Here is a 22,806-nt window from a genome sequence, read left to right as displayed (position 1 = left end):
ATGCTAGTACTGGGATTAGAAACCTCCTGCGACGAAACCGGCGTCGCGCTATACGACAGTGAACGCGGGCTTTTGGCCGATGCACTGTTCAGTCAGATCGACCTTCACCGCGCCTATGGCGGTGTGGTACCGGAGCTGGCTTCCAGAGATCACGTCAAGCGAATGCTGCCGTTGATTCGTCAGGTGCTGGCCGAGGCCGACTGTGTGCCTACCGAGATCGACGCAATTGCCTATACGGCGGGCCCGGGATTGGTTGGAGCCCTGCTGGTTGGGGCTTCTTGCGCTCAGGCGCTGGCGTTTGCCTGGGGCATTCCGGCCCTTGGCGTGCATCACATGGAAGGCCATTTACTGGCCCCTATGCTGGAAGAGCAACCTCCGGAATTTCCGTTCGTCGCTTTGTTGGTCTCGGGCGGTCATACGCAGCTGGTTCGCGTTGATGGCATCGGCCAATACGAGTTGCTGGGCGAGACACTGGATGACGCCGCGGGTGAAGCGTTCGACAAGACCGCGAAGATGATGGGGCTTAACTATCCGGGTGGCCCTGAGATCGCGCGGTTGGCCGCCCAGGGCGTTGCAGGACGCTTTGTCTTCCCCAGGCCCATGACAGACCGTCCGGGCCTGCAATTCAGCTTCAGCGGCCTCAAGACGTTTGCCCTGAACACCTGGCAGCGTTGTGTGGCAGAGGGCGACGACACTGAGCAGACCCGTTGCGATATCTCCCTGGCGTTCCAGCAGGCCGTGGTTGAAACGCTGACCATCAAGTGCAAGCGTGCCTTGAAGCATGCAGGCATGAAGCGCCTGGTGATTGCAGGCGGGGTGAGTGCCAACAAGGCGCTGCGCGTTTCCCTTGAGAAAATGCTCGGTGAGATGAAGGGCAATGTGTATTACGCCCGTCCGGAATTTTGCACGGATAATGGCGCGATGATTGCGTTTGCGGGTTGTCAGCGCTTGCAGGCCGGTCAGCACGAATCATTGGCGATCAGCGTGCAGGCACGCTGGCCGATGGAGCAGCTGCAGCCCCTGTGAGAATGGGGGCTGGAGCCGGCGTGAAGATTTTTCACGGGCAAGATTCAGAAATGCCGTTCGCGCCCGGCCATCAGGTCGCGTAAATTGCCGCGATGGCGCCATACAATCAGCGCCGTCAAGGCGCTCATTGGCAGTAGCGCGGCAGGCTCTTGCCAGGCCAGCAATGGCAGGGTCAGGGGAGTGGCGATCAACGCCGCCAGTGAGCTGGTACGGGTCAGCTGGAAGGTCAGCAGCCATGCGGCGACTGCCAACAGTGCAGCAGGGGGATACAGTCCCAGCAGCATGCCGGCCGCCGTGGCGACACCCTTGCCGCCGCGAAAGCGGAAGTAGGCAGGGTACATGTGACCTACAACGGCGCAGCCGCCGATCCAGGCCTGGTCCTGGAGCGAGAGATCCAGTTGGTTGGCCAGCAGGACGGGCAAAAGCCCCTTGCACAGGTCACCGAGCAAGGTCAGGACGGCAAGTTTTTTGCCGGCCAGACGCAACATGTTGGTTGCGCCGGCATTGCCGGAGCCACTCATTCGCGGGTCGGGGGTTCCCGTCAGGCGGCTGAGCAAAATGGCAAAGGACAGAGAGCCGAGCAGGTAGGCGAGGATCGCCAGTAACCAAAACATGCTAACTATTCCGGGCGAGGACGCCCTGATTCTAACGGCGCTTTGCGCCCTTGTCGTGCTGCGGAGAAGAGTGCTTGGACAGAGTGTTTATCGAAGGCCTGGAAGTTGACACCGTAATCGGTGCTTATGACTGGGAACGTGGCATCCGTCAGTGTCTGCGCCTTGATCTGAGTTTTGCGTGGGATAACCGTCCAGCTGCGGCTGGCGATGATCTGACGTTGGCGCTGGATTATGCGAGCGTTTCGTCGCGAATTCAGGCGTTCGCCGAGCAGGCTCAATTCCAGCTGGTGGAGACCTTTGCAGAGCGACTGGCCGAAGTGTTGATGAGTGAGTTCACTATCCCCTGGCTGCACCTCAAGCTGACCAAGCCCGGCGCAGTTGCGGCGGCCACTGGGGTGGGCGTGGAGATTGAGCGCGGATGTCGCTAACTCAGGTTTATCTCGGGCTGGGCAGTAATGTCGAGCGTGAAAAGCACTTGCTGGCAGGGCTGGAAGCGCTGAGCGGATTCTTGCAGGAGATGCGCTGTTCGGCGGTGTTTGAAAGCCAGCCGGTGGGTATCAAGAGCGGGCCGTTTTTCAACCTCGTGGTGTCGGCAAAAACCGATTTTCCACTGGTTGAGTTAAGTCGTCGTTTGAAGCTGATCGAAGCTGATAACGGGCGTTACGCTCAAGATCGCAAAGGTTTGCCGCTGGATATCGACGTGTTGTTCTTTGGCGATCTGGTGGGCAACTTTGACGGTTTGACCTTGCCCCGTGCCGAAATCCTCAAGAACGCTTTTGTGTTGTGGCCGCTGTCTTTGATTGCCCCAGACAAAGTTCATCCCGGTGTGGGCAAGACGCTTGCGCAGATTTGGGCCGAGGCGCAGATCGAGCAGGTGCTTGCGCCTGCAGCCTTCGAGTGGCGGGGGGAGTCCTTGACGCCGCTGGAGATGCTGGCGGGCTGAGAGTCGATTGAATGGGCTGCAGGTTGCTGCTTTTTTGTGGGAGCGGGCTTGCTCGCGATGGCGTCGATGCGGTCTGAGTGTAAGACCGTGGTGCCCTAATCACGAGCAAGCCCGCTCCCACAAGGTTTGCACTACGCCGCATCCTTGTAAGCTTGTAGTGCCTTGAGCCGTTCGCGCTTGAGTGCTTCGCCCAGTTCGGGGCCCTTGTAACCCTGCTCCAGTAACGGCTGCACCGCTACCGAAAGGGCGGCCCGCGCCGCGCCGCGCAGGTAGTCGGCCTGCGGGTAGGGTCGGTCTTCCAGGCCCAGGCGGCCTTTGGCGTCCATCTCGCACGCTACGATAAACTCCTCGAACCGCTGTGGCCGACGGTATACGTCGAAGCGCTGCAGCAATTCCAGTAGCGTCGAAGCCTTGAGCTCAAGGGCGCGATGGCCGTGGGTGTGGTATTCGCCTACCAGCAATGCCAGCTCCTGACAGTCCCTCGGCACCTTATAGCGTTCATTGACCGCCTTGATCAGGCGCAGTCCCTTGTGTTCGTGGGCAATATGCCTTGGCCAGTCTTTCTCTGGCGTAAGCCCCTTGCCCAGATCGTGCAGTAAACAAGCCCAGCGAACCGTCAGCGGTTGCTTGTGCAGCGCCGATTGCTCCAGCACGCTGAGGGTATGTACACCACTGTCGATTTCCGGGTGATGGGCGGGGGGCTGAGGGACGCCGAACAGGGCGTTCACTTCGGGTAGCAGTACTTCAAGAGCGTCGCAGCTGCGCAGCACTTCGATAAAAACCTGAGGCTGATCTTCCATCAGGGCGCGGGAAATTTCCTTCCAGCAGCGTTCCGGGGTCAAGGCTTGCAATTCGCCGGACCGGGACAGTTGGCGCATCAGCTCCAGAGTCTCGGGAGCGATGCTGAAGCCCAGGCTGGCGTAGCGCGCAGCGAATCGGGCTACGCGCAGTACTCTTAGGGGATCTTCGGCGAATGCGGGGGAAACGTGGCGCAAAATGCGGGCTTCAAGGTCGCGCTGGCCATGGTAAGGGTCGGTTACGTTGCCAGCCTCGTCCTCTGCCATCGCATTGATGGTCAGGTCGCGACGGATCAGGTCTTCTTCGAGGGTGACGTCGGGGCTGGCGTGAAAAACAAAGCCCCCATAACCATGCCCGCTTTTGCGTTCGGTGCGGGCCAGTGCATATTCGTCACCCGTCTTGGGGTGAAGAAATACCGGGAAGTCAGAACCAACAGGGCGATAGCCCAAGGCCTGCATTTGTTCGGCTGTTGCGCCCACCACCACCCAGTCAATATCGGTGACAGGCTTGCCCAGCAGGCGATCGCGCACTGCGCCGCCAACTTTATAGATCTTCATAAAAAACCTCCGTTAGCGCGACAGGATAGCGCGTGTGCCGTGCTAACGGAGGCCTGCTTTACAGGTGAATGGCTCCCATATCCAGGCGACCGCGGTCAATCTCGCCGTGGTCGCCTTTTGGCGGGACATGGTGGACCTTCATGACCTGGTCGCCTTGCAGTGTTTCCAGGTGGATGTCGAAGCCCCACAAGCGGTGTAAGTGCTTGAGAACTTCTTCGGTGGAGTCGCCCAGGGGTTTGCGGTCATGTTGCTGGTGACGCAGGGTCAGTGAACGGTCGCCCCGGCGGTCGATGCTCCAGATCTGGATATTGGGTTCGCGATTGCCCAGGTTGTATTGCGCGGCCAGGGTTTCGCGAATGATGCGGTAGCCATTTTCGTCGTGGATGGCTGGCACCAGCAGGTCGTCTTTTTGATCGTCGTCCATGATGCTGAACAGCTTCAGGTCACGGATCACTTTGGGTGAGAGGTATTGCAGGATAAAACTCTCGTCCTTGAAGCTGCTCATGGCGAATTTGATGCTCGACAGCCAGTCGCTGCCCGCAAGGTCCGGGAACCAGTAACGATCCTCCTCGGTCGGGTGTTCGCATATGCGCCGGATATCGCAATACATCGCAAACCCAAGCGCGTAGGGGTTGATACCGCTGTAGTAAGGGCTGTCAAAGCCGGGCTGGAACACCACGCTGGTGTGGGAAATGAGGAACTCCATCATAAAGCCCTCGGTCACCAGGCCCTCGTCGTACAGGTCGTTCATCAAGGTGTAATGCCAGAAAGTCGCCCACCCCTCGTTCATCACTTGTGTTTGCCGCTGCGGATAAAAGTACTGGGCTATTTTGCGCACGATACGTACAACTTCGCGCTGCCAGGGCTCCAGCAGCGGGGCGTGTTTTTCCAGGAAGTAGAGGATGTTTTCCTGAGGCTCTTCGGGGAAACGGGCGTTGTCCTTCTCGCTGAGCTTGTCTGCGCTTTTGGGGATGGTGCGCCACAGGTCGTTGATCTGTTTTTGCAGGTGCTCTTCGCGTTCCTTTTGTCGACGGCGCTCCTCCTCGGCAGAGATCGGGTCAGGCCTTTTGTAGCGGTCCACACCGTAGTTCATCAAGGCATGGCAGGAATCGAGCAGGTCTTCCACCGCATCGATGCCGTGGCGTTCCTCACATTGCATGATGTATTGCTTGGCGAATACCAGGTAATCGATGATCGAACTGGCGTCAGTCCAGGTGCGGAACAGGTAGTTGCCCTTGAAGAAGCTGTTGTGGCCATAGCAGGCGTGGGCCACCACCAATGCCTGCATGCAGATGGTGTTTTCTTCCATCAGATAGGCAATGCAGGGGTCTGAGTTGATAACGATTTCGTAGGCCAGACCCATCTGACCCCGAGTGTAGGATTTTTCAGTACTAAGGAAGTGTTTGCCGTAGGACCAGTGGTGATAACCCAGCGGCATGCCCACTGATGCGTAGGCATCCATCATTTGTTCGGCGGTGATGACTTCAATCTGGTTGGGGTAAGTGTCCAGCGCATAGCGGCCAGCCAGGCGGCCGATTTCGCGGTCATACGCCTGGATCAGGTCAAAGGTCCACTCTGAGCCGGTGGAGATGGGTTGGCGCTTATTCTCTTTGGCGGTCATGTCACTAACCTGCGCTGGAAGAGTTCACGGAAGACCGGATAAATATCGCCGGCCGAGACCAGTTGCTGTTGAGCGAAGGTGTCGGAAAACGCCTCGCTGATGCGTTCGTACTCATACCAGAGCGCCTGGTGTTCGCGCGGGGTGATCTCTACATAAGTGTAGTACTGCACAAATGGCATGATCTGGTTGATCAGAATGTCGCGGCAGATGGGTGAGTCGTCGTTCCAGTTGTCTCCGTCAGAGGCTTGGGCTGCGTAGATGTTCCATTCGTTGGTGGGGTAGCGTTCGGCCATGATCTCCTGCATCAGTTTGAGTGCGCTGGAGACGATAGTGCCGCCGGTTTCCCGGGAATAGAAAAACTCCTCTTCGTCCACCTCTCGTGCGCTGGTGTGATGGCGAATAAACACTACGTCAATCTTGTCGTAGTTACGCTTCAGGAACAGGTACAGAAGGATGAAAAAGCGTTTGGCAATGTCTTTGGTGGCTTGGGTCATGGAGCCTGAAACGTCCATGAGGCAGAACATGACGGCTTTGGAGCTGGGGTTGGGCTGTTTGATCAACAGGTTGTACTTGAGGTCAAAGGTGTCGAGAAATGGCACGCGATGAATGCGGGCGCTGAGTTTCTCGATTTCGGCCTCGATGGTCTTGATATCGCCGAAGTTATCGGGCTCCTCGCGTTTTAATCGCTCCAGTTCGGCCTTGGCTTCCCGCAGTTTCGCCCGGCTGCTGCCGGACAGCGCGATGCGTCGAGCGTGAGCTGAGCGCAAGGTACGAATGATGTTGATACGAGACGGGTTGCCCTCGTTGCTGATACCGGCACGTACGGTTTTGAACGTGTCGGTGCCGGTCAGGTTGCGTTTGACCAGATTGGGCAGTTCGAGGTCTTCGAACATGAATTCGAGGAACTCTTCCTGAGTGATCTGGAACACGAATTCGTCCATGCCTTCGCCGGAGTTCCCCGCTTTGCCAGGGCCGCCGCCACCTCCCGATCCACCTTGGGGCCGGGGGATATGTTCGCCGCTGGTAAACTCCTTGTTGCCGGGGTGAACCACGGTTTGCTTGCCACCACGCCCGTGATGCATCACCGGCTCATCGATATCGCGGCCAGGGATGCTGATTTGCTCGCCATGTTCCATATCCGTAATGGAGCGGCGGCCCACGGCCTCTTCTACGGCCTTTTTAATGTGGTCACGGTAGCGACGCAGAAAACGCTGACGGTTAACCGTGCTCTTGTTCTTGCCATTGAGGCGTCGGTCGATCACATAGCTCATTAGGCCCTCCGGGCAGCTTCAAGTTGTGAGCTGCAAGCTGCAAGTCCAGGCATTTACCCATGCCTTTTCCTGCAGCTTGAGGCTTGAGGCTTACAACTGCCTCACTGCGACTTGCGGACCCGCAGGTACCACTCGGAGAGCAGCCGCACTTGTTTGTCGGTATAGCCACGTTCGACCATTCGAGTAACAAAGTCGTTGTGTTTTTGCTGGTCCTCTTTGCTTGCCTTGGCGTTGAAACTGATAACCGGCAGCAGGTCTTCGGTGTTGGAGAACATTTTTTTCTCGATCACCACCCGCAGTTTCTCGTAACTGAGCCAGGTTGGATTCTTACCGTTGTTGTTGGCCCGGGCACGCAGTACGAAGTTGACGATTTCGTTGCGGAAATCTTTCGGATTGCTGATGCCGGCCGGTTTCTCGATTTTTTCCAACTCTTCGTTGAGGGCCACGCGGTTGAGGATTTCGCCGGTTTCCGGATCCCGGTATTCCTGGTCCTGAATCCAGAAGTCGGCGTAGAGCACATAACGGTCGAAGATGTTTTGCCCGTATTCGCTGTAGGACTCCAGGTAAGCGGTCTGGATTTCCTTGCCGATAAATTCGATGTAGCGCGGCGCCAGGTATTCCTTGAGGAAACGCAGGTAGCGCTCGCGGGTTTCGGCCTGGAATTGTTCCTGTTCGATCTGCTGTTCGAGCACATAAAGCAGGTGCACCGGGTTGGCGGCAATTTCGTGGGGGTCGAAGTTGAATACCTTGGACAGGATCTTGAACGCAAAACGGGTCGAAAGGCCATTCATGCCTTCGTCCACACCCGCGTTGTCACGGTACTCCTGGATGGACTTGGCTTTCGGGTCGGTGTCCTTGAGGTTCTCGCCGTCATAAACCCGCATCTTGGAGTAGATGTTGGAGTTTTCCGGTTCTTTGAGGCGCGACAGTACGGTGAACTGGGCCAGCATCTTCAGGGTGTCGGGTGCGCAATGGGCTTTGGCCAGTGAGCTGTTGAACAGCAGTTTGTCGTAGATTTTCACTTCGTCACTGACACGCAGGCAGTACGGTACTTTGACGATGTAGATCCGGTCGATAAACGCTTCGTTGTTCTTGTTGTTGCGGAAGGTATGCCATTCCGATTCGTTGGAGTGGGCAAGCAGGATGCCGGTAAACGGAATCGCGCCCAAGCCTTCGGTACTGTTGTAGTTACCTTCCTGGGTAGCCGTCAGCAGTGGGTGCAGCACCTTGATGGGTGCCTTGAACATCTCGACGAACTCCATCAGGCCCTGGTTGGACCGGCACAGAGCGCCCGAGTAGCTGTAGGCGTCGGCATCGTTCTGCGGGAATTCTTCCAGTTTGCGGATATCGACCTTACCTACAAGGGCCGAAATGTCCTGGTTGTTTTCGTCACCGGGTTCGGTTTTGGCTACACCGATCTGGTTGAGGATCGACGGGTACAGTTTTACTACGCGGAACTGGCTGATATCACCGCCAAACTCGGCAAGGCGCTTGGTGGCCCACGGCGACATGATGGTGCTCAGGTAGCGTTTGGGAATGCCGAAGTCTTCCTCGAGGATCGCGCCATCTTCGGTGGCGTTGAACAGGCCCAAAGGCGACTCGAAAACCGGTGAGCCCTTGATTGCATAGAAGGGGACTTTTTCAATCAACTGTTTGAGCTTCTCGGCAAGGGATGACTTGCCGCCCCCTACCGGGCCCAGCAGGTAAAGGATTTGTTTTTTCTCTTCCAGGCCCTGTGCGGCATGGCGGAAGTAGGAAACTATCTGGTCGATGCATTCTTCCATTCCGTGGAAGTCTTCAAAGGCCGGGTAGCGGCGAATCACCTTGTTGGAGAAAATCCTCGACAGCCGGGAGTCGGTTGAGGTGTCCAGCAGTTCCGGCTCGCCAATGGCCAGCAGTAGCCGTTCCGCGGCTGAGGCGTAAGTGCTTTTGTCCTGTTTGCACAGCTCAAGATATTCCTGGAGCGTAAGCTCTTCCTGGCGTGTGGACTCGAAGCGTTGTTGGAAGTGGCTAAAAATACTCATGACGTCACCTCGCTCGATACGTGGAGTCGGCGATAGATCGGTCAGTTCGAGTGCTGGCATGCAGCAGCATTTCAGCTGCTGTGTACCCCCCAGGACACCATCAAGGTGGCTAACCCCTTGAAGTTACTACCGATGATCCATTCGCCGGTGTACCGGCTCTCCCCAGATTTGGATGGCCTGAGGTAAAGGATAGTTGGTAATACGGGAGGTCAAGGTCAGATGCGTGAATTGTTGCCTTAGACCGTTGGTCAGGCAGGCCCCAAGCCCTCTGATCACGGGGGCTGGGGCTGATAAAAATATTATTCGCCCGGGCTTTGGGCGGTTTCGTCCGGGTAAGTGGTACGCCACAACTCGAAGCCGCCATCCAGGCTGTAGACCTCGCTAAAGCCCTGGCCGACAAGATACGCCGCAGCGCTCTGGCTGGAGTTGCCGTGGTAGCAGGCCACGATCAGAGGGGCGTCGAGGTCGGCGTTGGCGATGAAATCGTGCAGCGAGTGGTTATCCAGATGTTTTGAACCGCTGATGTGATTGGCGGCGAAAGCTTGCGGGTCACGCACGTCGACGACTACGGCGCCTTGTTCGCGCAGGGCCTGAGCCTGTTCTGGCGGGATGCGTTTGAATTCGGTCATGGGAAATTCCTGTGGCCTGAAAGCGGGCGCGGCTGGCTGGCGCCCAAGGGTTGGGAAGTTGGTGCGGAGTGTGGGGCAATGCCGGGTACGGCAAGTGTTGGATCGTCGCAATCGCAGAGCAGGCGTTGGCCGGTGTCGACATTGAGCAGGGTCATGGCGCCGCCCCAGACACAGCCGGTATCGAGTGCGAAGATGCCGGGTTCCTTGCAGTTGCCTTCCAGTGCTGCCCAATGCCCGAAGATGATCTTGAGGCCTTGGGTTTTGCGTTCTTTGTAGCTGAACCATGGAGCGAAGCCGGGCGGTGCAGTACCTACGCCTTCTTTGCTTTTCAGGTCGAGCTTGCCGTCCCGGGTGCAGAACCGCATACGGGTGAAATAGTTGGTAATAACCCGCAACCGGGTAACGCCGGTCAGTCCGTTATCCCATTTGGCCGGGTCGTTGCCGTACATGCCGTCGAGATAGGGGCCGACAAGGTTGTCATCGCGCAGCGCCTGTTCGACTTCGCTGGCGCATTTGAGGGCTTTTTTCAGCGTCCACTGGGGCGGTATTCCGGCATGCACCAGTGCAACCTCACGCTCGGCATCGTAATGCAGCAGCGGTTGCTGACGCAGCCAGTTCAACAACTCATCGCAATCGGGGGCCTGGAGAATTTCGCGCAAAGTGTCGCCTTTTTTCAGGCGTTCGATATTGCGCCCCACGGCCAGCAGGTGCAGGTCATGGTTGCCCAGTACACACACCAGCGACTCGCGCATGCGATACAGAAAGCGCAGGGTTTCCAGTGATTCGGGACCGCGGTTGACCAGGTCGCCCACCAGCCAGAGCTTGTCTTTGGTGGGGTCGAAGGCCACGCGTTCGAGCAGGCGCTTGAGCGGTTTCAGGCAGCCTTGCAAGTCGCCAACGGCATACACCGCCATCAGTGCAGGGCTCCGGGTACCGCCAGGCGAAAGGGCGCAATAATGGCTTTGAACTCATGACCGTCATCGGCATGCATCAGGTAGCTGCCCTGCATGGTGCCGACTTTGGTTGTGATGACCGACCCACTGCTGTAGGTGTGCTCGCTGCCGGGATCAATCTTGGGTTGCAGTCCTACAACACCGGCGCCACGGACTTCTTCTACATGACCATCGCCGTCGGTGATTACCCAGTGCCGTGACAACAGCTTGGCAGGTATTGAACCGTTGTTGCGTACCGTGATGGTGTACGCAAAGGCAAAGCGCTGATGCTCGGGCTGTGATTGTTCTGGCAGGTAACGTGTGACGACGCTGACGTCGACCAGATAGCGGGGATCGTGCATGCGAGAGGCCTTACTTGAAAGCGAAGACACAGTTCGGGATAAAACTGATGCCTGAGTCTAGGCCAAACAGCGGGTACCCGGCTAGACGTGGCGTCTGGCCGGGTACCCGTTTTTTCTCGGCGATCAGTCGGCGGCGGGCGCCACGACCGGTTGCTCGCTGAGCTTGTCGGCCAGGCGCACGAAGGCGGCCAGGTCGAGTTGCTCCGGGCGTTTGCTGCCATCGACGCCTGCGGCTTCGATTTCAGCGTTGCTGAGCAAGGCTTTGAGGGTGTTGCGCAGGGTCTTGCGGCGCTGGTTGAAGGCTTCGCGAACCACGCGCTCAAGCAGGCGGTGGTCTTTGGCCGGATGCGGCAGCACTTCGTGGGGCACCAGACGGACAATCGCTGAATCAACTTTCGGCGGCGGGTTGAATGCACCCGGGCCTACGTTGAATAAGTGTTCGACGCGGCAGTGGTACTGAACCATGATCGACAGACGACCCCAATCACCACCGCCAGGCCCGGCGGCCATGCGCTCAACCACTTCTTTTTGCAGCATGAAGTGCATGTCGCGGATCAGCTCGGCGTTTTTCAGCAGGTGAAAAATCAGCGGCGTGGAGATGTTGTACGGCAGGTTACCAACCACGCGCAGGGTGCGAGGGGCAGCATTGAGGCTCTTGAAGTCGAACTTCAGGGCATCACCCTGGTGCAGGGTGAAGTTGCTCATGCCGGCAAACTGACGGTTGAGGATCGGCACCAGATCCTTGTCGAGCTCCACAACGTCGAGCTGGCCACCGCTGTTGAGAATGCCTTCGGTGAGGGCACCCTGGCCCGGGCCGATTTCCAGCAGGCGTTCGCCAGCCTTGGCGTTGATGGCGCGCAGGATGCGGTCGATAACCCCGGCATCGTGCAGGAAGTTCTGACCAAAGCGCTTGCGCGCCTTGTGTTGGTATTGCTCGTTCATATACGGGTCTCGGCCATCTGGTAGGCGGTTTCCAGGGCGACTTGCAGGCTGCCGGTATCGATCTTGCCACTACCCGCCAGATCCAGGGCGGTGCCGTGGTCGACAGAGGTGCGGATAATCGGCAAGCCCAGGGTGATGTTGACTGCGGCACCAAACCCTTTGTACTTGAGTACGGGCAGGCCTTGGTCGTGGTACATCGCCAGCACTGCGTCGCAGTGTTCCAGATATTTGGGGGTAAACAGAGTGTCGGCAGGCAGCGGGCCACGCAGGTCCATGCCCTCGCTGCGCAGGCGCTCCAGGGTTGGTTCGATGGTATCTGTTTCTTCGTGGCCCAAATGGCCGCCTTCACCTGCATGGGGGTTGAGCCCGCAAACCAGGATGCGCGGCCGGGCGATGCCAAATTTTTGTTTTAGGTCGGCGTGCAGAATGCGGGTGACCCGCATCAGTCGCTCGGGGGTGATTGCATCGCTGACCTGACGCAGGGGCAGGTGAGTGGTGACCAGTGCCACGCGCAGTCCGCGGGTGGCAAGCATCATCACGACCTGCGGTGTATGGGTCAGGTCGGCGAGGAATTCGGTATGCCCGGAGAACGGGATGCCCGCTTCGTTGATCACGCCCTTGTGCACCGGGGCGGTGATCATGCCGGCAAAGTCGCCATCCACGCAGCCCTGGGCGGCGCGTGTGAGGGTTTGCAGCACAAAGGCTGCGTTGGCCTTGTCCAGCTTGCCGGCGGTAACCGTGGCGTTCAACGGGGTGTCCCACACGTACAGGCTGCCTGCCGGAGCCGGCTGATCGGGCCAGTTGCCCGGCTCGACCGGTAACAGGCTGACAGCCACACCGAGCTGCGCGGCCCGCTCAAGGAGCAGGTCGCAGCTGGTGATGGCGATCAGGGGGTGTGGCTGGTGTTGCGAGGCGAGTAGCAGGCACAGGTCGGGACCTATGCCTGCCGGTTCGCCGGGTGTCAGGGCAAAACGCTGTGTGTTCACTGCGCGGCCTGGCCTGCGCTGTCAGTACCGGTTGCGCCTGGCAGCTTGATTTCAACATAGGCTTCGTCGCGGATCTGACGCAGCCAGGATTGCAGCTCTTCATCGTATTTGCGGTTACGCAGAGCGTTCATAGCCTGTTGCTCGCGCGCCTGGGTGGTGCTGTCAGTGGCACGACGGCCAAGGACTTCCAGAACATGCCAGCCGTATTGGGTCTTGAACGGCTTGGACAGCACACCTTGCGGAGTGTCTGCCATGGCTTCGCGGAACTCGGGCACCAGCGAATTCGGGTCAACCCAGTTCAGGTCGCCGCCGTTGAGGGCGGAGCCCGGGTCTTCCGAGTAAGTCTTGGCCAGGGTGGCAAAGTCTTCGCCCGACGTAATGCGGTCGTAGATTTTGGCTGCCAGTTCCTTGGTTTGCGCTTCAGTACGAATTTCGCTTGGCTTGATCAGGATATGACGGACATGAACTTCGTCCACCACCACTGATCCACCGCCGCGTTTCGCGTTCAGCTTGAGGATGATGAAGCCGCCTGGCGTGCGCACTGGAGGTGTAACGTCGCCTACAGGCATCTCACTGAGCATGCGGTCGAAAGGGGGAGGCAGTTGAGCAGCTTTACGCCAGCCCATGTCGCCACCTTCCAGTGCCGTGTCGCTGCCGGAGCGGGCGATGGCCATTTGGGCAAAGTCAGCGCCCTGTTTGAGCTTGTTGTAGACCTCTTCAGCTTGCTTTGCCGCGTTCTGGATGGCTTCCGAGCTCGCGCTTTCAGGCGTCGGGATCAGGATATTGGCCAGGTGGAACTCTTCGGACATCTGCAATTTGCCCAGGTCCGAGGCCAGGAAGTTTTTCACTTCCTGATCCGTGACCTGAATGCGCTCAGCCACGCGGCGTTGACGCACACGGCTGATGATCATCTCGCGACGCACCTGTTCACGGGCATCTTCATACGACAGACCGTCATGGGCCAGGGCCTGACGGAATTGCTCGATGGTCATGTTGTTGCGCTGGGCAATGGTGCCGATAGCCTGGTTCAGTTCTTCGTCCGTGATGCGAATGCCTGAACGCTCGCCGATCTGCAGTTGCAGGTTTTCGACGATCAGGCGCTCAAGCACTTGCTGATCCAGAACACTGGCAGGCGGTACGCCCTGGCCACGCTTGGCGATGGTTTGCTGAACTTCGTGGACACGCTGGTCCAGTTGGCTCTGCATGATCACGTCGTTGTCGACGATGGCCACCACTTTATCCAGGGGCTGTACTGCAGCGCTGGCTGCAGTACCCAGGAACAACGCGCCCAGCATTAGCGGGCGCAGACACTCAGAAAGCTTGATCTTCACGTTCACGATAACCTTGGATGCCTTTGTCGAGGAAGCTCTCTACTTTGGTGCCAACAACGCCACCGAGACCTTTCAGCACAACTTGGAGGAAGAGACCATGGTCGCCCTTCTCGTTTTGAGGGGCTTCCTGGGTGTACTCGTCGTTGGATACCCAGTAACGGCTGATCAGACGAAGCTTCCAGCAGCAGTTGTCGTACTCGAAGCCACCGAAGGCTTCCAGGGTACGGTTGCGGTTGTAGTCGTACTGCCAGCGGCTGATGGCGTTCCATTGCGGCACGATCGGCCAGATAACCGAGAAGTCGTGCTGCTTGATCTTGTAGTAATCCTTGATGTAGCCAGGATCACCCGGGGACAGATAGTCGCCACCGCCCACAGTCCACTTGCCGGTGTACTGGTCGTAGCGCACCTGGTCGTTGCGGTAGCGGAAGCCTGCGTTGACCACCTTGTTCGGGTTGTCTTCAGGCTGGTAGTGCATCATCGCACTGCCTGAGCGCGGGCTGCGGGTTTCCGGATCCCAGTTGTAGTCAGCAGTCGCACGCCAGTCGCGGTTGAAGCGATAGGCGTATTCAAGGGCATAAGGGGACACGCTGGATGTAGCATCCTTGCGGTCTGCGTCAATGCCCGGTAACTGAACTTTGCGGTCCTTGAAGTAGTAGGCCTGGCCCACGCTGATGCGTTGACGCTCAAAGCCGTTGTCTTCGATCAGGCGGCTGGTCAGACCCAGCGACAGCTTGTTCTCGTCGCCTACACGGTCAGTACCGGTAAAGCGGTTGTCACGCCACAGCGAGGAATAGCTGAAGGTGCTTTCGCTGGTGTCGAAGATCGGGATGTCATCCTGATTTTTCTCTGGGACATACAGATAAAACGCACGCGGCTCGAGGGTCTGGCGGTAGTTGGTACCGAACCAGTTGGTGTTGCGGTCGAAGTACAGGCCGCTGTCGACGCTGGCGATTGGCACGCTGCGGTTGACCGAGCTATCGAATTTCTGGCCAGTGGGCAGCTCAGACTTTCCGGTGCCATCCAAGTCCAGGTCGTACTGGGTGTACATGTACTTCAGGGACGGCGTCAGGAAGCCATAGCTCCAGTTCAGCGGCAGGCTGACACTAGGTGCAAGATTCATGCGCGTACCGTTGGCACGGGCCAGGCCTTTCACGTTGGTGTCCAGACGATCTGCTGTGGTGCCGTCTTCGTTGGTGTACTTACCGGTTTCCAAGTCGCGATCGAATCGCACCAGTTCGGTGTTGTAGGCGAAGTTCAGGCCACCTGGGTGAGTTGGCAGCATCCCGTTGAGGGTGAGCTGCGGCAACATGTCGTAAGGCGTGATCTGGGTAACGGTAGCCAGTTGATAGGCCTGCACGTTCAGCTTGGCGGTGTAGTCATCGCCACGGTAGCTGACGGCGCCCTGCTGGTTCAGGTAGTCACGGCTTTCAACGCCGATCTGGTCACTTTCCAGGTCCTGGAAGTAATACGGATCGCTGATTTTGGTGTAGTCGACTTCGGTCAGTACACGGGAGTCGAGACCACCCTTGTGCTGCCAGTTAAGCATGTAGCGCTTGTCGGTGTAGTCGGTCTGGCGCTTGCGGTCGTCGTTGTCGTCGTTGAGGTACGCGGCACCTAACTGGCCTTCGCTCGATTCGGTCAGGTAGCGGAACTCGCCTTCCATCAACAGGCCGCGCTTGGTCATGTAGCGCGGGTACAACGTGGCATCGTAGTTGGGTGCCAGGTTGAAGTAGTACGGGGTCACGAGCATAAAGCCGGTGTCGGTGCTGCTGCTGAAGGACGGCGGCAGGAAACCGGACTGGCGGCGATCGTCGATCGGGAAATAGATGTACGGGGTGTAGAACACCGGAATGTCCTTGACCCGCAGCGTTACGTTGGTGGCCGTACCGAAACCGGTGGCCGGGTTCAACGTGATGTTATTGCCCTTGAGCTGCCAGGCGTTGCTGTTTGGCTCGCAGGTGGTGTAGGTACCATCCTTGAGGCGGATGATCGAGTCTTCGGCACGCTTGGCATACAGCGCACTGCCGCGGATGCGCGACTTGTGCAGCACATATTCGGCGTTGTCGACCTTGGCCGCACCCGTGTCCAGTTGCACATCGGCGTGGTCGCCGACGATCAGTGCGCCGTTGTCACGCAGGCGTACCTTGCCGTTGAGCTCGCCACGGCTTTCAGCCTGGTACAGGCTGGCTTCGTCGGCTTCGATCTGCATGCTGCCCTGGCGCATGACTACGTCACCGGCCAGGGTCGCAACCTGCTCTTCCTGCTCATAGCGGGAGGCTTTGGCGCCGATAAAGGTCGGGGCGTCGCTTTTGCTGGTGGGGTCGTTCATGCCCGGACGGATGGGCTCTACGTACGAACCGGAGCAGTACGGGCCGGTTTCGGCCAACTGGGCAGCGGTCAGCTTGTCCCGGGGCACCCAGTCGAGGTGACTGTAATCGTCACTGCGCGCCTTGAGCCCACGGCCTTTGGCCTCGGTGACCAGCGGGGCCTGTTTGGCCTGCTCGCTGGTTTCACCGCTGGCACCCACAGACCCGTCACCGTGCGCAGGACGCGGTGGCAGTTGCGCCACGTTGGTTTTTGGTGCGCAATCCCAGCCCCCCGTAGCCGACACGGAACAGTCATACTGCTCCTCGGCAAACGCGAACGGCGTGGCGAGAGGTTGCATGGCCAGCAAACTGCCGGTTACCAGCAACGGAAATTTTTTACGAAACGCGGGGGATTTCAATGCCATCTTATTAGTCCGGGCTTCCTGCGTGCCATCAGCCCGCGGTGGGGGACCGCACGCCTATCGATGGTCTGGAAAAGATTCTGGATAATAAAGCATGACCCGCTTGACGGCTAGCGCCGTCGGAGACCCTTGTAATGCCTGACCAAGATGTACGCCTGCAACACCTGAAAGTTTGGCTGGATGAGCAGCTGGCAACCGTGTTCGAGAATGAGGGTTGGGGAGCTGTGCCCCCGGCCACGTTGACTGCTGCCAGTAGCGATGCGAGCTTCAGACGCTATTTTCGCTGGGAGGGCGAGGGCCGCAGTTTTGTTGTCATGGACGCGCCGCCGCCCCAGGAAAACTGCAAACCTTTCGTCGATATTGCTGATTTTTTGCGAACTTGCCTGATTAACGTACCGAAAATTTACGCTCAGGATCTTGATCGCGGCTTTCTATTGCTCAACGATCTGGGCAACAAGACCTTCCTGGACGTGATCAACAGCAGCAACGCCGACGAGTTGTTCAAGGATGCCATTGAAGCCTTGCTGGCCTTTCAGCAATTGCCGATGACCGAGCCTTTGCCCAGCTATGACGTGGCCTTGTTGCGTCGCGAGCTGGAGCTGTTCCCCGAGTGGTACGTGCGAGCTCACCTGGGGGTGGATTTCAATGAGCAGCAACAGGCCGTCTGGCAACGGGTCAGTACGCTGCTGATCGACAGTGCCCTGGCGCAGCCCAAAGTGCTGGTGCACCGCGACTTTATGCCGCGCAACCTGATGCTCAGCATTCCCAATCCTGGGGTGCTGGATTTCCAGGACGCAGTGTATGGCCCGGTGACGTACGACATTACGTGCCTGTTCAAGGACGCCTTCTTGAGCTGGCCTGAAGAGCGTGTGCGCAACTGGCTGCAGGATTACTGGAAGCTGGCGCTGCCGTTGGGCATCCCGGTGCAGCGCGATTTTGAAGAATTCTTGCGCGCCAGCGACCTGATGGGTGTGCAGCGGCATTTGAAAGTGATCGGCATTTTTGCCCGCATTTGTCATCGCGATGGTAAACCACGCTATCTGGCCGATGTACCGCGCTTCTTCTCTTATATAGAAGCTGTGCTGGCGCGACGTCCCGAGCTGGCAGAGCTGGGTGAGTTGTTCAGCAGCCTGGGGCTGGTCAGCGAGGTCGATGCATGAAAGCGATGATTCTGGCCGCCGGTAAGGGCGAGCGCTTGCGGCCACTGACCCTGCATACACCAAAGCCCTTGGTGCGTGTGGGTGGCGTGCCGTTGATCGAGTACCACTTGCGGGCGCTGGCCGCGGCAGGTTTTACCGACATTGTGATCAACCATGCCTGGCTGGGTCAGCAAATTGAAGATCATCTGGGCGACGGTTCGCAGTTTGGTGTCAGCATCCAGTACTCCCCGGAAGGCGAACCGCTAGAGACCGGTGGCGGAATTTTCCAGGCGCTGGCGTTGCTTGGCGATGAACCCTTTGCCGTGGTGAACGGTGATATCTGGACCGATTACGAGTTTGCTGCCTTGCGTCAGCCGTTGACCGGGCTGGCTCATCTGGTTCTTGTGGATAACCCGGCACACCACACGAGCGGTGATTTCAGCTTGAGCGGCGGACAGGTTCAAGATGGCATGTCGGGTGCCGATACGCTGACCTACAGCGGTATCGCCGTGCTTCACCCCGATCTGTTCAGGGGCTGTACGGCGGGTGCATTCAAACTGGCACCGCTATTACGTAACGCCATGGCGGCAGGGCAAGTGACAGGTGAGCGATTGCAAGGGCATTGGGTGGATGTAGGGACGCACGAGCGCCTGGCCGAGGTCGAGTCGTTGATCAAGGACGCGCGCTAGCATGTTGTGGCCAGGGACTCTGATCGGAGCCGGAGCAGGCTTTTTCATAGCCAGTATTCCGGGGGCCATGCTCGGTGCTTTACTGGGGCAGGCGCTCGACCGGCGCTTGCAACTGCACAGTTGGGCCGATCTGCTTGAGCGTTTTGGTGCCCGGCCGGTGCTGCGCAACGATGAGTTGTTGTTTGTGTTGCTCGGTCGTCTGGCCAAAAGCGGCGGACAGGTGGTGGGCAAGCATATCGAGCAGGCGCGGCTGGAAATGCGTCAGCTCGATATGGAGCCTGCAGCGCAAAAGCGTGCCATTGCCGCGTTCAACCGTGGCAAATCCGGTACTGATTCGCTGCGCGGTTACCTGAAACGGCTCAAGGCTCAGCCTCATGCGGCAGAAGGTGTATTGCGTGCCTGCTGGCGAATGATCCTGGCCGATGGCCGGGTGGCTCCCCAGGAACGTGAGCTGATAGTGCTTTGGGGGGGCTGGCTGGGCTGGACCCGCCAACAGGTTCTGGTGTTGGGTGGCGAACATGAGCCTCAGCCAAAACCGCTGGCGACCCGTGGCGGTACCTACCGGCAAGCGCTGCTTCTGCTGGGGGTGACCGAAGCCAGTGATCCTGAGCAAATCAAGCGAGCCTATCGGCGCCTGCTCAGTCGTCATCACCCGGACAAGGTTGCCGGCAGCGGTGCGGGCCCGGCGCAGGTGCGCGAGGCCACGGAAAAAACCCGTGAACTGCACCAGGCCTACGCCTCGATCCGTGAACGGCGTGGTTTTTAGCGCAGTTTACTTATCCACAGGTTGCGGGCTGAGCCAGCCGCGTACACGGCGAAACAACTGCTCCTGTTCACCATCCCGGTTGCCCGGGGTGGCGAACAATCCGACCTGCTTGAAATTCGACCCGTTGGCTCGCTTGCTGGCCTGCAATCTTTGCAGGGCGGCTTCGCGGGCCAGGGGTTGGTCTTTATAGAAGATATCCAGCAGCGCCACGTTGAGGGCCGGGGTCAACTGGCTCAGGTCCGGCTCTGCCAACACAGGTTTGCGGGCAGACACCATGATCAGTTTCTGGATCTGGGCAGGATGCTTGGTACTGATATAACGCGACGCCCAGTAGGCCCCGGAACCATGGCCGAGCAGAACGACAGTGCGCATGTTCTGGTGCTGGGCAAAGGCAATCGCTGCATCAATACGGGCGAAGATGCGCTCGGCATCGGCCTTGTCCAGGTCTTGCCCGGTTTGAGCCGCTTCGGATTCCGTGCTTTCGGTGCCGTCACTGGCGGCCTGCTCGATGGGTTTGGCCGTGGTGGTGGCTGCCTTGCTGCTACTGTCTGTCGCAATTGCAGCAGGAGGTTTCTCTGGTTCGGCTTCGCGCGGCTGGCTGGCTTCGCTTTGCATGTCCGGCAGACTCAGGCTCAGGCTGGCCCAGTTGGCGTCCGGCAGCTTGTTGCGCAGAGGGCTGACGGTCAGTGGCCAGTCAGCGGTTTCACCGGCTCCGGGGATGATGATGACCGCACCCTCGGGGGCGCTGCTGTTTGCGGGCTTCCACAGGGCGAGAAAACTGTCATTGGGTGCTTGCAGTTGTTGTTGCTCATGTTGCGGCAATTGCCGCTCAAGGGCCGCCGCATCTTCCAGACTGCGCTCGGGCAGGGGTGCGCGAACTGCGGGTTCTGGCTCGACTTGGGGCTTGGTATCGGCTGCAAGCACTGGCAGGGCGAACGGCAATATCAGCGACAGGCACAAAGCCGGTAGTGCCAGACGATAAGAAAACATCGGTTATTCCAGGCCAGAAGTAGTACCGGCAGCGTAATGGGTTGATCAGTATTTGTCAGGGTATGACGGTTGAGATGAAATGTTTTTGCTCTCTGTGAGTTATCGGCTCCTGCTGTGGTTGCGTGGGCGTAGCGAGAAAATGCGTACGGCTCGGGTCTAGATCCAGCAGGCATCCCACAGGGGGTAATCACCGATCCGCGAGGTCAGTTGAGAGCGGATCGGGTTTTTGATGATGTAGCGGGCGATGTTTTTAATGTCCTCTTCCTGTCTGACAGCCCTGTCGTGATAGCCCCTTTGCCAGATTCGCTCACTGGATCGGCATGCTTTATTGACCGTAATGCTGCTGCGTGACTTGAATCGGCACATCAACTCGCCCAGGGTTTTGGTACGTAACTCTACGAGCCAGTGGCAGTGGTCAGGCATGACCACCCAGGCGATGGACCTGACGATGCCGTCGTCGTGAGCATGCCGGAGTTGGTTCACCACAAGACGGCCTAGATGGAAGTCGGTAAATACGGGTCGCCGTAGCTCGGTGACGGCGGTGAGCAGGTATATGTGGCCAGGTTCGGAGTAGCGCCCGGTGCGCAGGTGACAAGCGTTGTTTGAAATTGGCAATCCTTTGCCCTCGGTCTGTTTTTTTCTAACGCTAGATCAGCCATCGGCAAGTATCAAAGTGAACACTTAACCGGATATTGCACTTTGCGTAGCAGCTGCCGAAGGAACGAGGCTGCGTTCGGCGGCGAAGCCGTCGTAAAAACAGGCAACACGGTGTGTCATCTAAAACCGGGGTTGAGGGTTTACGGTCGCTGCGCAACCGAACGCAGCCTCGTTCCTTCGGCAGCTGCTACAAATGGCCAATCATCGCTGCTACGGTGTGCGGCACATAGCCAGCGGTATACAATGCGCGCCACCGTGTTTAGCCCACTAAAAGGTGCGTCATGCAGCCCTTCGCTATTGCCCCATCGATTCTTTCCGCCGATTTCGCCCGTCTCGGCGAAGAAGTGGACAACGTACTCGCCGCGGGTGCTGATATCGTTCACTTCGATGTCATGGACAACCATTACGTACCCAACCTGACCATCGGCCCGATGGTCTGCGCCGCCCTGCGCAAGTACGGCGTCACCGCACCGATTGATGCGCATCTGATGGTCAGCCCGGTCGATCGCATCATCGGCGACTTTATCGAAGCCGGCGCCACCTATATCACCTTCCACCCCGAAGCGACCCAGCACATCGACCGCTCCCTGCAACTGATCCGCGAAGGCGGCTGCAAGGCAGGTCTGGTGTTCAACCCGGCCACCCCGCTGGATGTGCTCAAGTACGTGATGGACAAGGTCGACATGATCTTGCTGATGAGCGTGAACCCGGGCTTTGGCGGGCAAAAATTCATTCCCGGCACGCTCAACAAACTGCGCGAAGCCCGTGCCCTGATCGATGCCAGCGGTCGCGAGATTCGCCTGGAAATCGACGGCGGCGTAAACGTTGGCAATATCCGTGAAATCGCTGAAGCCGGTGCCGATACCTTTGTCGCCGGCTCCGCCATTTTCAACACGCCAAACTATGAAGAAGTGATTCAGAAAATGCGTGCCGAGCTTGCGTTGGCCCGCCCATGAGCCGCTTTGAGCAGCTACTCCAGGGGCAGCTGCCAAAATTGGTGATGTTCGATCTGGATGGCACCCTGATTGATTCGGTACCGGATTTGGCCGTTGCCGTGGAGGCCATGCTGCTCAAGCTCGGTCGTCCGCCCGCCGGGAGTGAAAACGTACGGCTGTGGATCGGTAACGGCGCGCCCATGCTGGTGCGCCGTGCCCTGGCCGGGAATATGGACGGCAGTGGTGTTGATGACACAGAGGCCGAACAGGCACTGGAAATTTTCATGGAAGCCTACGACGGTGGCCATGCACACACCAAGGTCTACCCCGGTGTGCGTGAAAGCCTCAAGTGGCTGCAAAAGCAGGGTGTTGAAATGGCCCTGATCACCAACAAGCCCGAACGCTTCGTGGCGCCATTACTGGATGAGTTGAAACTGGGACGGTTTTTTCGCTGGATTATCGGTGGCGACACCCTGCCACAGACAAAACCCGACCCTGCCGCCTTACTGTTTGTAATGAAAATGGCTGGCGCCACTCCCGCGCAATCGATATTTGTCGGCGATTCGCGAAATGACGTGCTGGCCGCCAAGGCTGCCGGCGTTCGTTGCGTAGCGCTGAGTTACGGCTACAACCACGGTCGCCCGATTGAAGAAGAGTCACCGGATATGGTGATTGGTAACCTGCAAGAGCTGATAGCCGGTTGCTTAGAATCTGCGCCTGAGATAACGTTGGGCAATTCTGTTTCCCCCTCTCGAAGAGATTCCATCGTGGTGGTCACCCGCAAACTCTGGATGAAAGTCATCAAGGCCCTGGCCCGCTGGCGTTGGCGCGCCTGACTTGAATCTGGCCGCGCAGTCGGCACGTTT

22 protein-coding genes are annotated in these 22,806 nt (G+C 58.5%); 8 read left to right on the top strand and 14 right to left on the bottom strand.

What is annotated here, in order from left to right; genetic code table 11:
* A complete protein-coding gene (tsaD, locus tag HBN79_RS04975) occupies positions 1 to 1,026 on the top strand; it encodes a tRNA (adenosine(37)-N6)-threonylcarbamoyltransferase complex transferase subunit TsaD (RefSeq protein WP_094999926.1) in 1,026 nt (341 codons plus the stop codon).
* Positions 1,027 to 1,070: 44 nt separating this feature from the next.
* On the opposite strand, the gene plsY is transcribed toward tsaD, so the two are convergent.
* The gene (gene plsY / locus HBN79_RS04970) at positions 1,071 to 1,640 is read right to left on the bottom strand and encodes a glycerol-3-phosphate 1-O-acyltransferase PlsY (RefSeq protein WP_094999927.1); all 570 of its coding nucleotides are present in this window, start codon (positions 1,638 to 1,640) and stop codon (positions 1,071 to 1,073) included.
* A 74-nt stretch (positions 1,641 to 1,714) separates the two neighbouring features.
* Here plsY and folB point away from each other — a divergent pair, with 74 nt between their 5' ends.
* Both folB and folK read left to right on the top strand, forming a co-directional pair.
* A complete protein-coding gene (gene folB / locus HBN79_RS04965; protein WP_094999928.1) occupies positions 1,715 to 2,068 on the top strand; it encodes a dihydroneopterin aldolase in 354 nt (117 codons plus the stop codon).
* Positions 2,059 to 2,583 (top strand): 2-amino-4-hydroxy-6-hydroxymethyldihydropteridine diphosphokinase, encoded by a 525-nt coding sequence (gene folK, locus HBN79_RS04960; RefSeq protein ID WP_095019497.1) that lies wholly within the window; start codon positions 2,059 to 2,061, stop codon positions 2,581 to 2,583. Before folB ends, folK begins: the two co-directional genes overlap by 10 nt.
* A gap of 131 nt (positions 2,584 to 2,714) precedes the next feature.
* Here the strand turns inward: folK and HBN79_RS04955 are convergent, their stop codons facing one another.
* From HBN79_RS04955 to HBN79_RS04905, 11 genes are all read right to left on the bottom strand, one after another.
* Positions 2,715 to 3,938, bottom strand: a complete 1,224-nt coding sequence (locus tag HBN79_RS04955; RefSeq protein ID WP_094999930.1) for a multifunctional CCA addition/repair protein — start codon at positions 3,936 to 3,938, stop codon at positions 2,715 to 2,717.
* Between the two features lie 58 nt (positions 3,939 to 3,996).
* Positions 3,997 to 5,559: a SpoVR family protein gene (locus HBN79_RS04950; protein ID WP_094999931.1), complete on the bottom strand. Its 1,563-nt coding sequence runs from the start codon at positions 5,557 to 5,559 to the stop codon at positions 3,997 to 3,999.
* A complete protein-coding gene (locus HBN79_RS04945) occupies positions 5,556 to 6,830 on the bottom strand; it encodes a YeaH/YhbH family protein (RefSeq protein ID WP_094999932.1) in 1,275 nt (424 codons plus the stop codon). Before HBN79_RS04945 ends, HBN79_RS04950 begins: the two co-directional genes overlap by 4 nt.
* Positions 6,831 to 6,931: 101 nt before the next feature.
* Positions 6,932 to 8,854, bottom strand: coding sequence for a PrkA family serine protein kinase (locus HBN79_RS04940; protein WP_016782433.1), 1,923 nt, complete (start codon positions 8,852 to 8,854; stop codon positions 6,932 to 6,934).
* A 299-nt stretch (positions 8,855 to 9,153) separates the two neighbouring features.
* Positions 9,154 to 9,483: a thiosulfate sulfurtransferase GlpE gene (gene glpE / locus HBN79_RS04935; protein ID WP_094999933.1), complete on the bottom strand. Its 330-nt coding sequence runs from the start codon at positions 9,481 to 9,483 to the stop codon at positions 9,154 to 9,156.
* The gene (locus HBN79_RS04930) at positions 9,480 to 10,397 is read right to left on the bottom strand and encodes a symmetrical bis(5'-nucleosyl)-tetraphosphatase (RefSeq protein WP_094999934.1); all 918 of its coding nucleotides are present in this window, start codon (positions 10,395 to 10,397) and stop codon (positions 9,480 to 9,482) included. Before HBN79_RS04930 ends, glpE begins: the two co-directional genes overlap by 4 nt.
* Positions 10,397 to 10,777, bottom strand: a complete 381-nt coding sequence (gene apaG, locus HBN79_RS04925) for a Co2+/Mg2+ efflux protein ApaG (protein WP_094999935.1) — start codon at positions 10,775 to 10,777, stop codon at positions 10,397 to 10,399. Before apaG ends, HBN79_RS04930 begins: the two co-directional genes overlap by 1 nt.
* Before the next feature lie 123 nt (positions 10,778 to 10,900).
* Positions 10,901 to 11,719, bottom strand: coding sequence for a 16S rRNA (adenine(1518)-N(6)/adenine(1519)-N(6))-dimethyltransferase RsmA (rsmA, locus tag HBN79_RS04920; protein ID WP_094999936.1), 819 nt, complete (start codon positions 11,717 to 11,719; stop codon positions 10,901 to 10,903).
* The gene (pdxA, locus tag HBN79_RS04915; RefSeq protein ID WP_169916417.1) at positions 11,716 to 12,705 is read right to left on the bottom strand and encodes a 4-hydroxythreonine-4-phosphate dehydrogenase PdxA; all 990 of its coding nucleotides are present in this window, start codon (positions 12,703 to 12,705) and stop codon (positions 11,716 to 11,718) included. Before pdxA ends, rsmA begins: the two co-directional genes overlap by 4 nt.
* Positions 12,702 to 14,042, bottom strand: a complete 1,341-nt coding sequence (gene surA / locus HBN79_RS04910) for a peptidylprolyl isomerase SurA (protein ID WP_169916416.1) — start codon at positions 14,040 to 14,042, stop codon at positions 12,702 to 12,704. Before surA ends, pdxA begins: the two co-directional genes overlap by 4 nt.
* A complete protein-coding gene (locus tag HBN79_RS04905; protein WP_095019499.1) occupies positions 14,017 to 16,767 on the bottom strand; it encodes an LPS-assembly protein LptD in 2,751 nt (916 codons plus the stop codon). The genes surA and HBN79_RS04905 overlap by 26 nt, the downstream gene beginning before the upstream one ends.
* Positions 16,768 to 16,898: 131 nt before the next feature.
* On the opposite strand from HBN79_RS04905, the gene HBN79_RS04900 reads away from it, so the two are divergent.
* The 3 genes from HBN79_RS04900 to HBN79_RS04890 are packed head-to-tail and all read left to right on the top strand — an operon-like array spanning position 16,899 to position 19,358.
* Positions 16,899 to 17,924 carry a phosphotransferase gene (locus HBN79_RS04900; RefSeq protein WP_094999940.1) on the top strand — a complete coding sequence of 342 codons (1,026 nt, stop codon included), beginning with the start codon at positions 16,899 to 16,901 and terminating at the stop codon, positions 17,922 to 17,924.
* Complete coding sequence (gene murU / locus HBN79_RS04895; RefSeq protein WP_153327912.1) at positions 17,921 to 18,592, top strand: N-acetylmuramate alpha-1-phosphate uridylyltransferase MurU; 672 nt, start codon at positions 17,921 to 17,923, stop codon at positions 18,590 to 18,592. Before HBN79_RS04900 ends, murU begins: the two co-directional genes overlap by 4 nt.
* Before the next feature lies 1 nt (position 18,593).
* A complete protein-coding gene (locus HBN79_RS04890; RefSeq protein WP_094999942.1) occupies positions 18,594 to 19,358 on the top strand; it encodes a DnaJ domain-containing protein in 765 nt (254 codons plus the stop codon).
* Between the two features lie 6 nt (positions 19,359 to 19,364).
* Here HBN79_RS04890 and HBN79_RS04885 read toward each other — a convergent pair whose 3' ends face one another.
* Both HBN79_RS04885 and HBN79_RS04880 read right to left on the bottom strand, forming a co-directional pair.
* Positions 19,365 to 20,348: an alpha/beta hydrolase family protein gene (locus tag HBN79_RS04885; RefSeq protein ID WP_169916415.1), complete on the bottom strand. Its 984-nt coding sequence runs from the start codon at positions 20,346 to 20,348 to the stop codon at positions 19,365 to 19,367.
* A 156-nt stretch (positions 20,349 to 20,504) separates the two neighbouring features.
* A complete protein-coding gene (locus tag HBN79_RS04880; protein WP_095020431.1) occupies positions 20,505 to 20,963 on the bottom strand; it encodes a transposase in 459 nt (152 codons plus the stop codon).
* A gap of 323 nt (positions 20,964 to 21,286) precedes the next feature.
* Between HBN79_RS04880 and rpe the strand changes: the two genes are divergently transcribed.
* Together rpe and HBN79_RS04870 are read left to right on the top strand one after the other, a co-directional pair.
* Positions 21,287 to 21,961, top strand: coding sequence for a ribulose-phosphate 3-epimerase (gene rpe, locus HBN79_RS04875; protein WP_016782414.1), 675 nt, complete (start codon positions 21,287 to 21,289; stop codon positions 21,959 to 21,961).
* Positions 21,958 to 22,776, top strand: coding sequence for a phosphoglycolate phosphatase (locus tag HBN79_RS04870; RefSeq protein ID WP_169916414.1), 819 nt, complete (start codon positions 21,958 to 21,960; stop codon positions 22,774 to 22,776). The genes rpe and HBN79_RS04870 overlap by 4 nt, the downstream gene beginning before the upstream one ends.
* Positions 22,777 to 22,806: the final 30 nt, after the last annotated feature.

Origin of the sequence: Pseudomonas sp. WS 5051 (assembly GCF_012985715.1) — a bacterium.
Lineage (GTDB): Bacteria > Pseudomonadota > Gammaproteobacteria > Pseudomonadales > Pseudomonadaceae > Aquipseudomonas > Aquipseudomonas bubulae.
The sequence above is the reverse complement of the archived record's forward strand: the minus strand, read 5'-3'. Positions and strand labels throughout refer to the sequence as shown.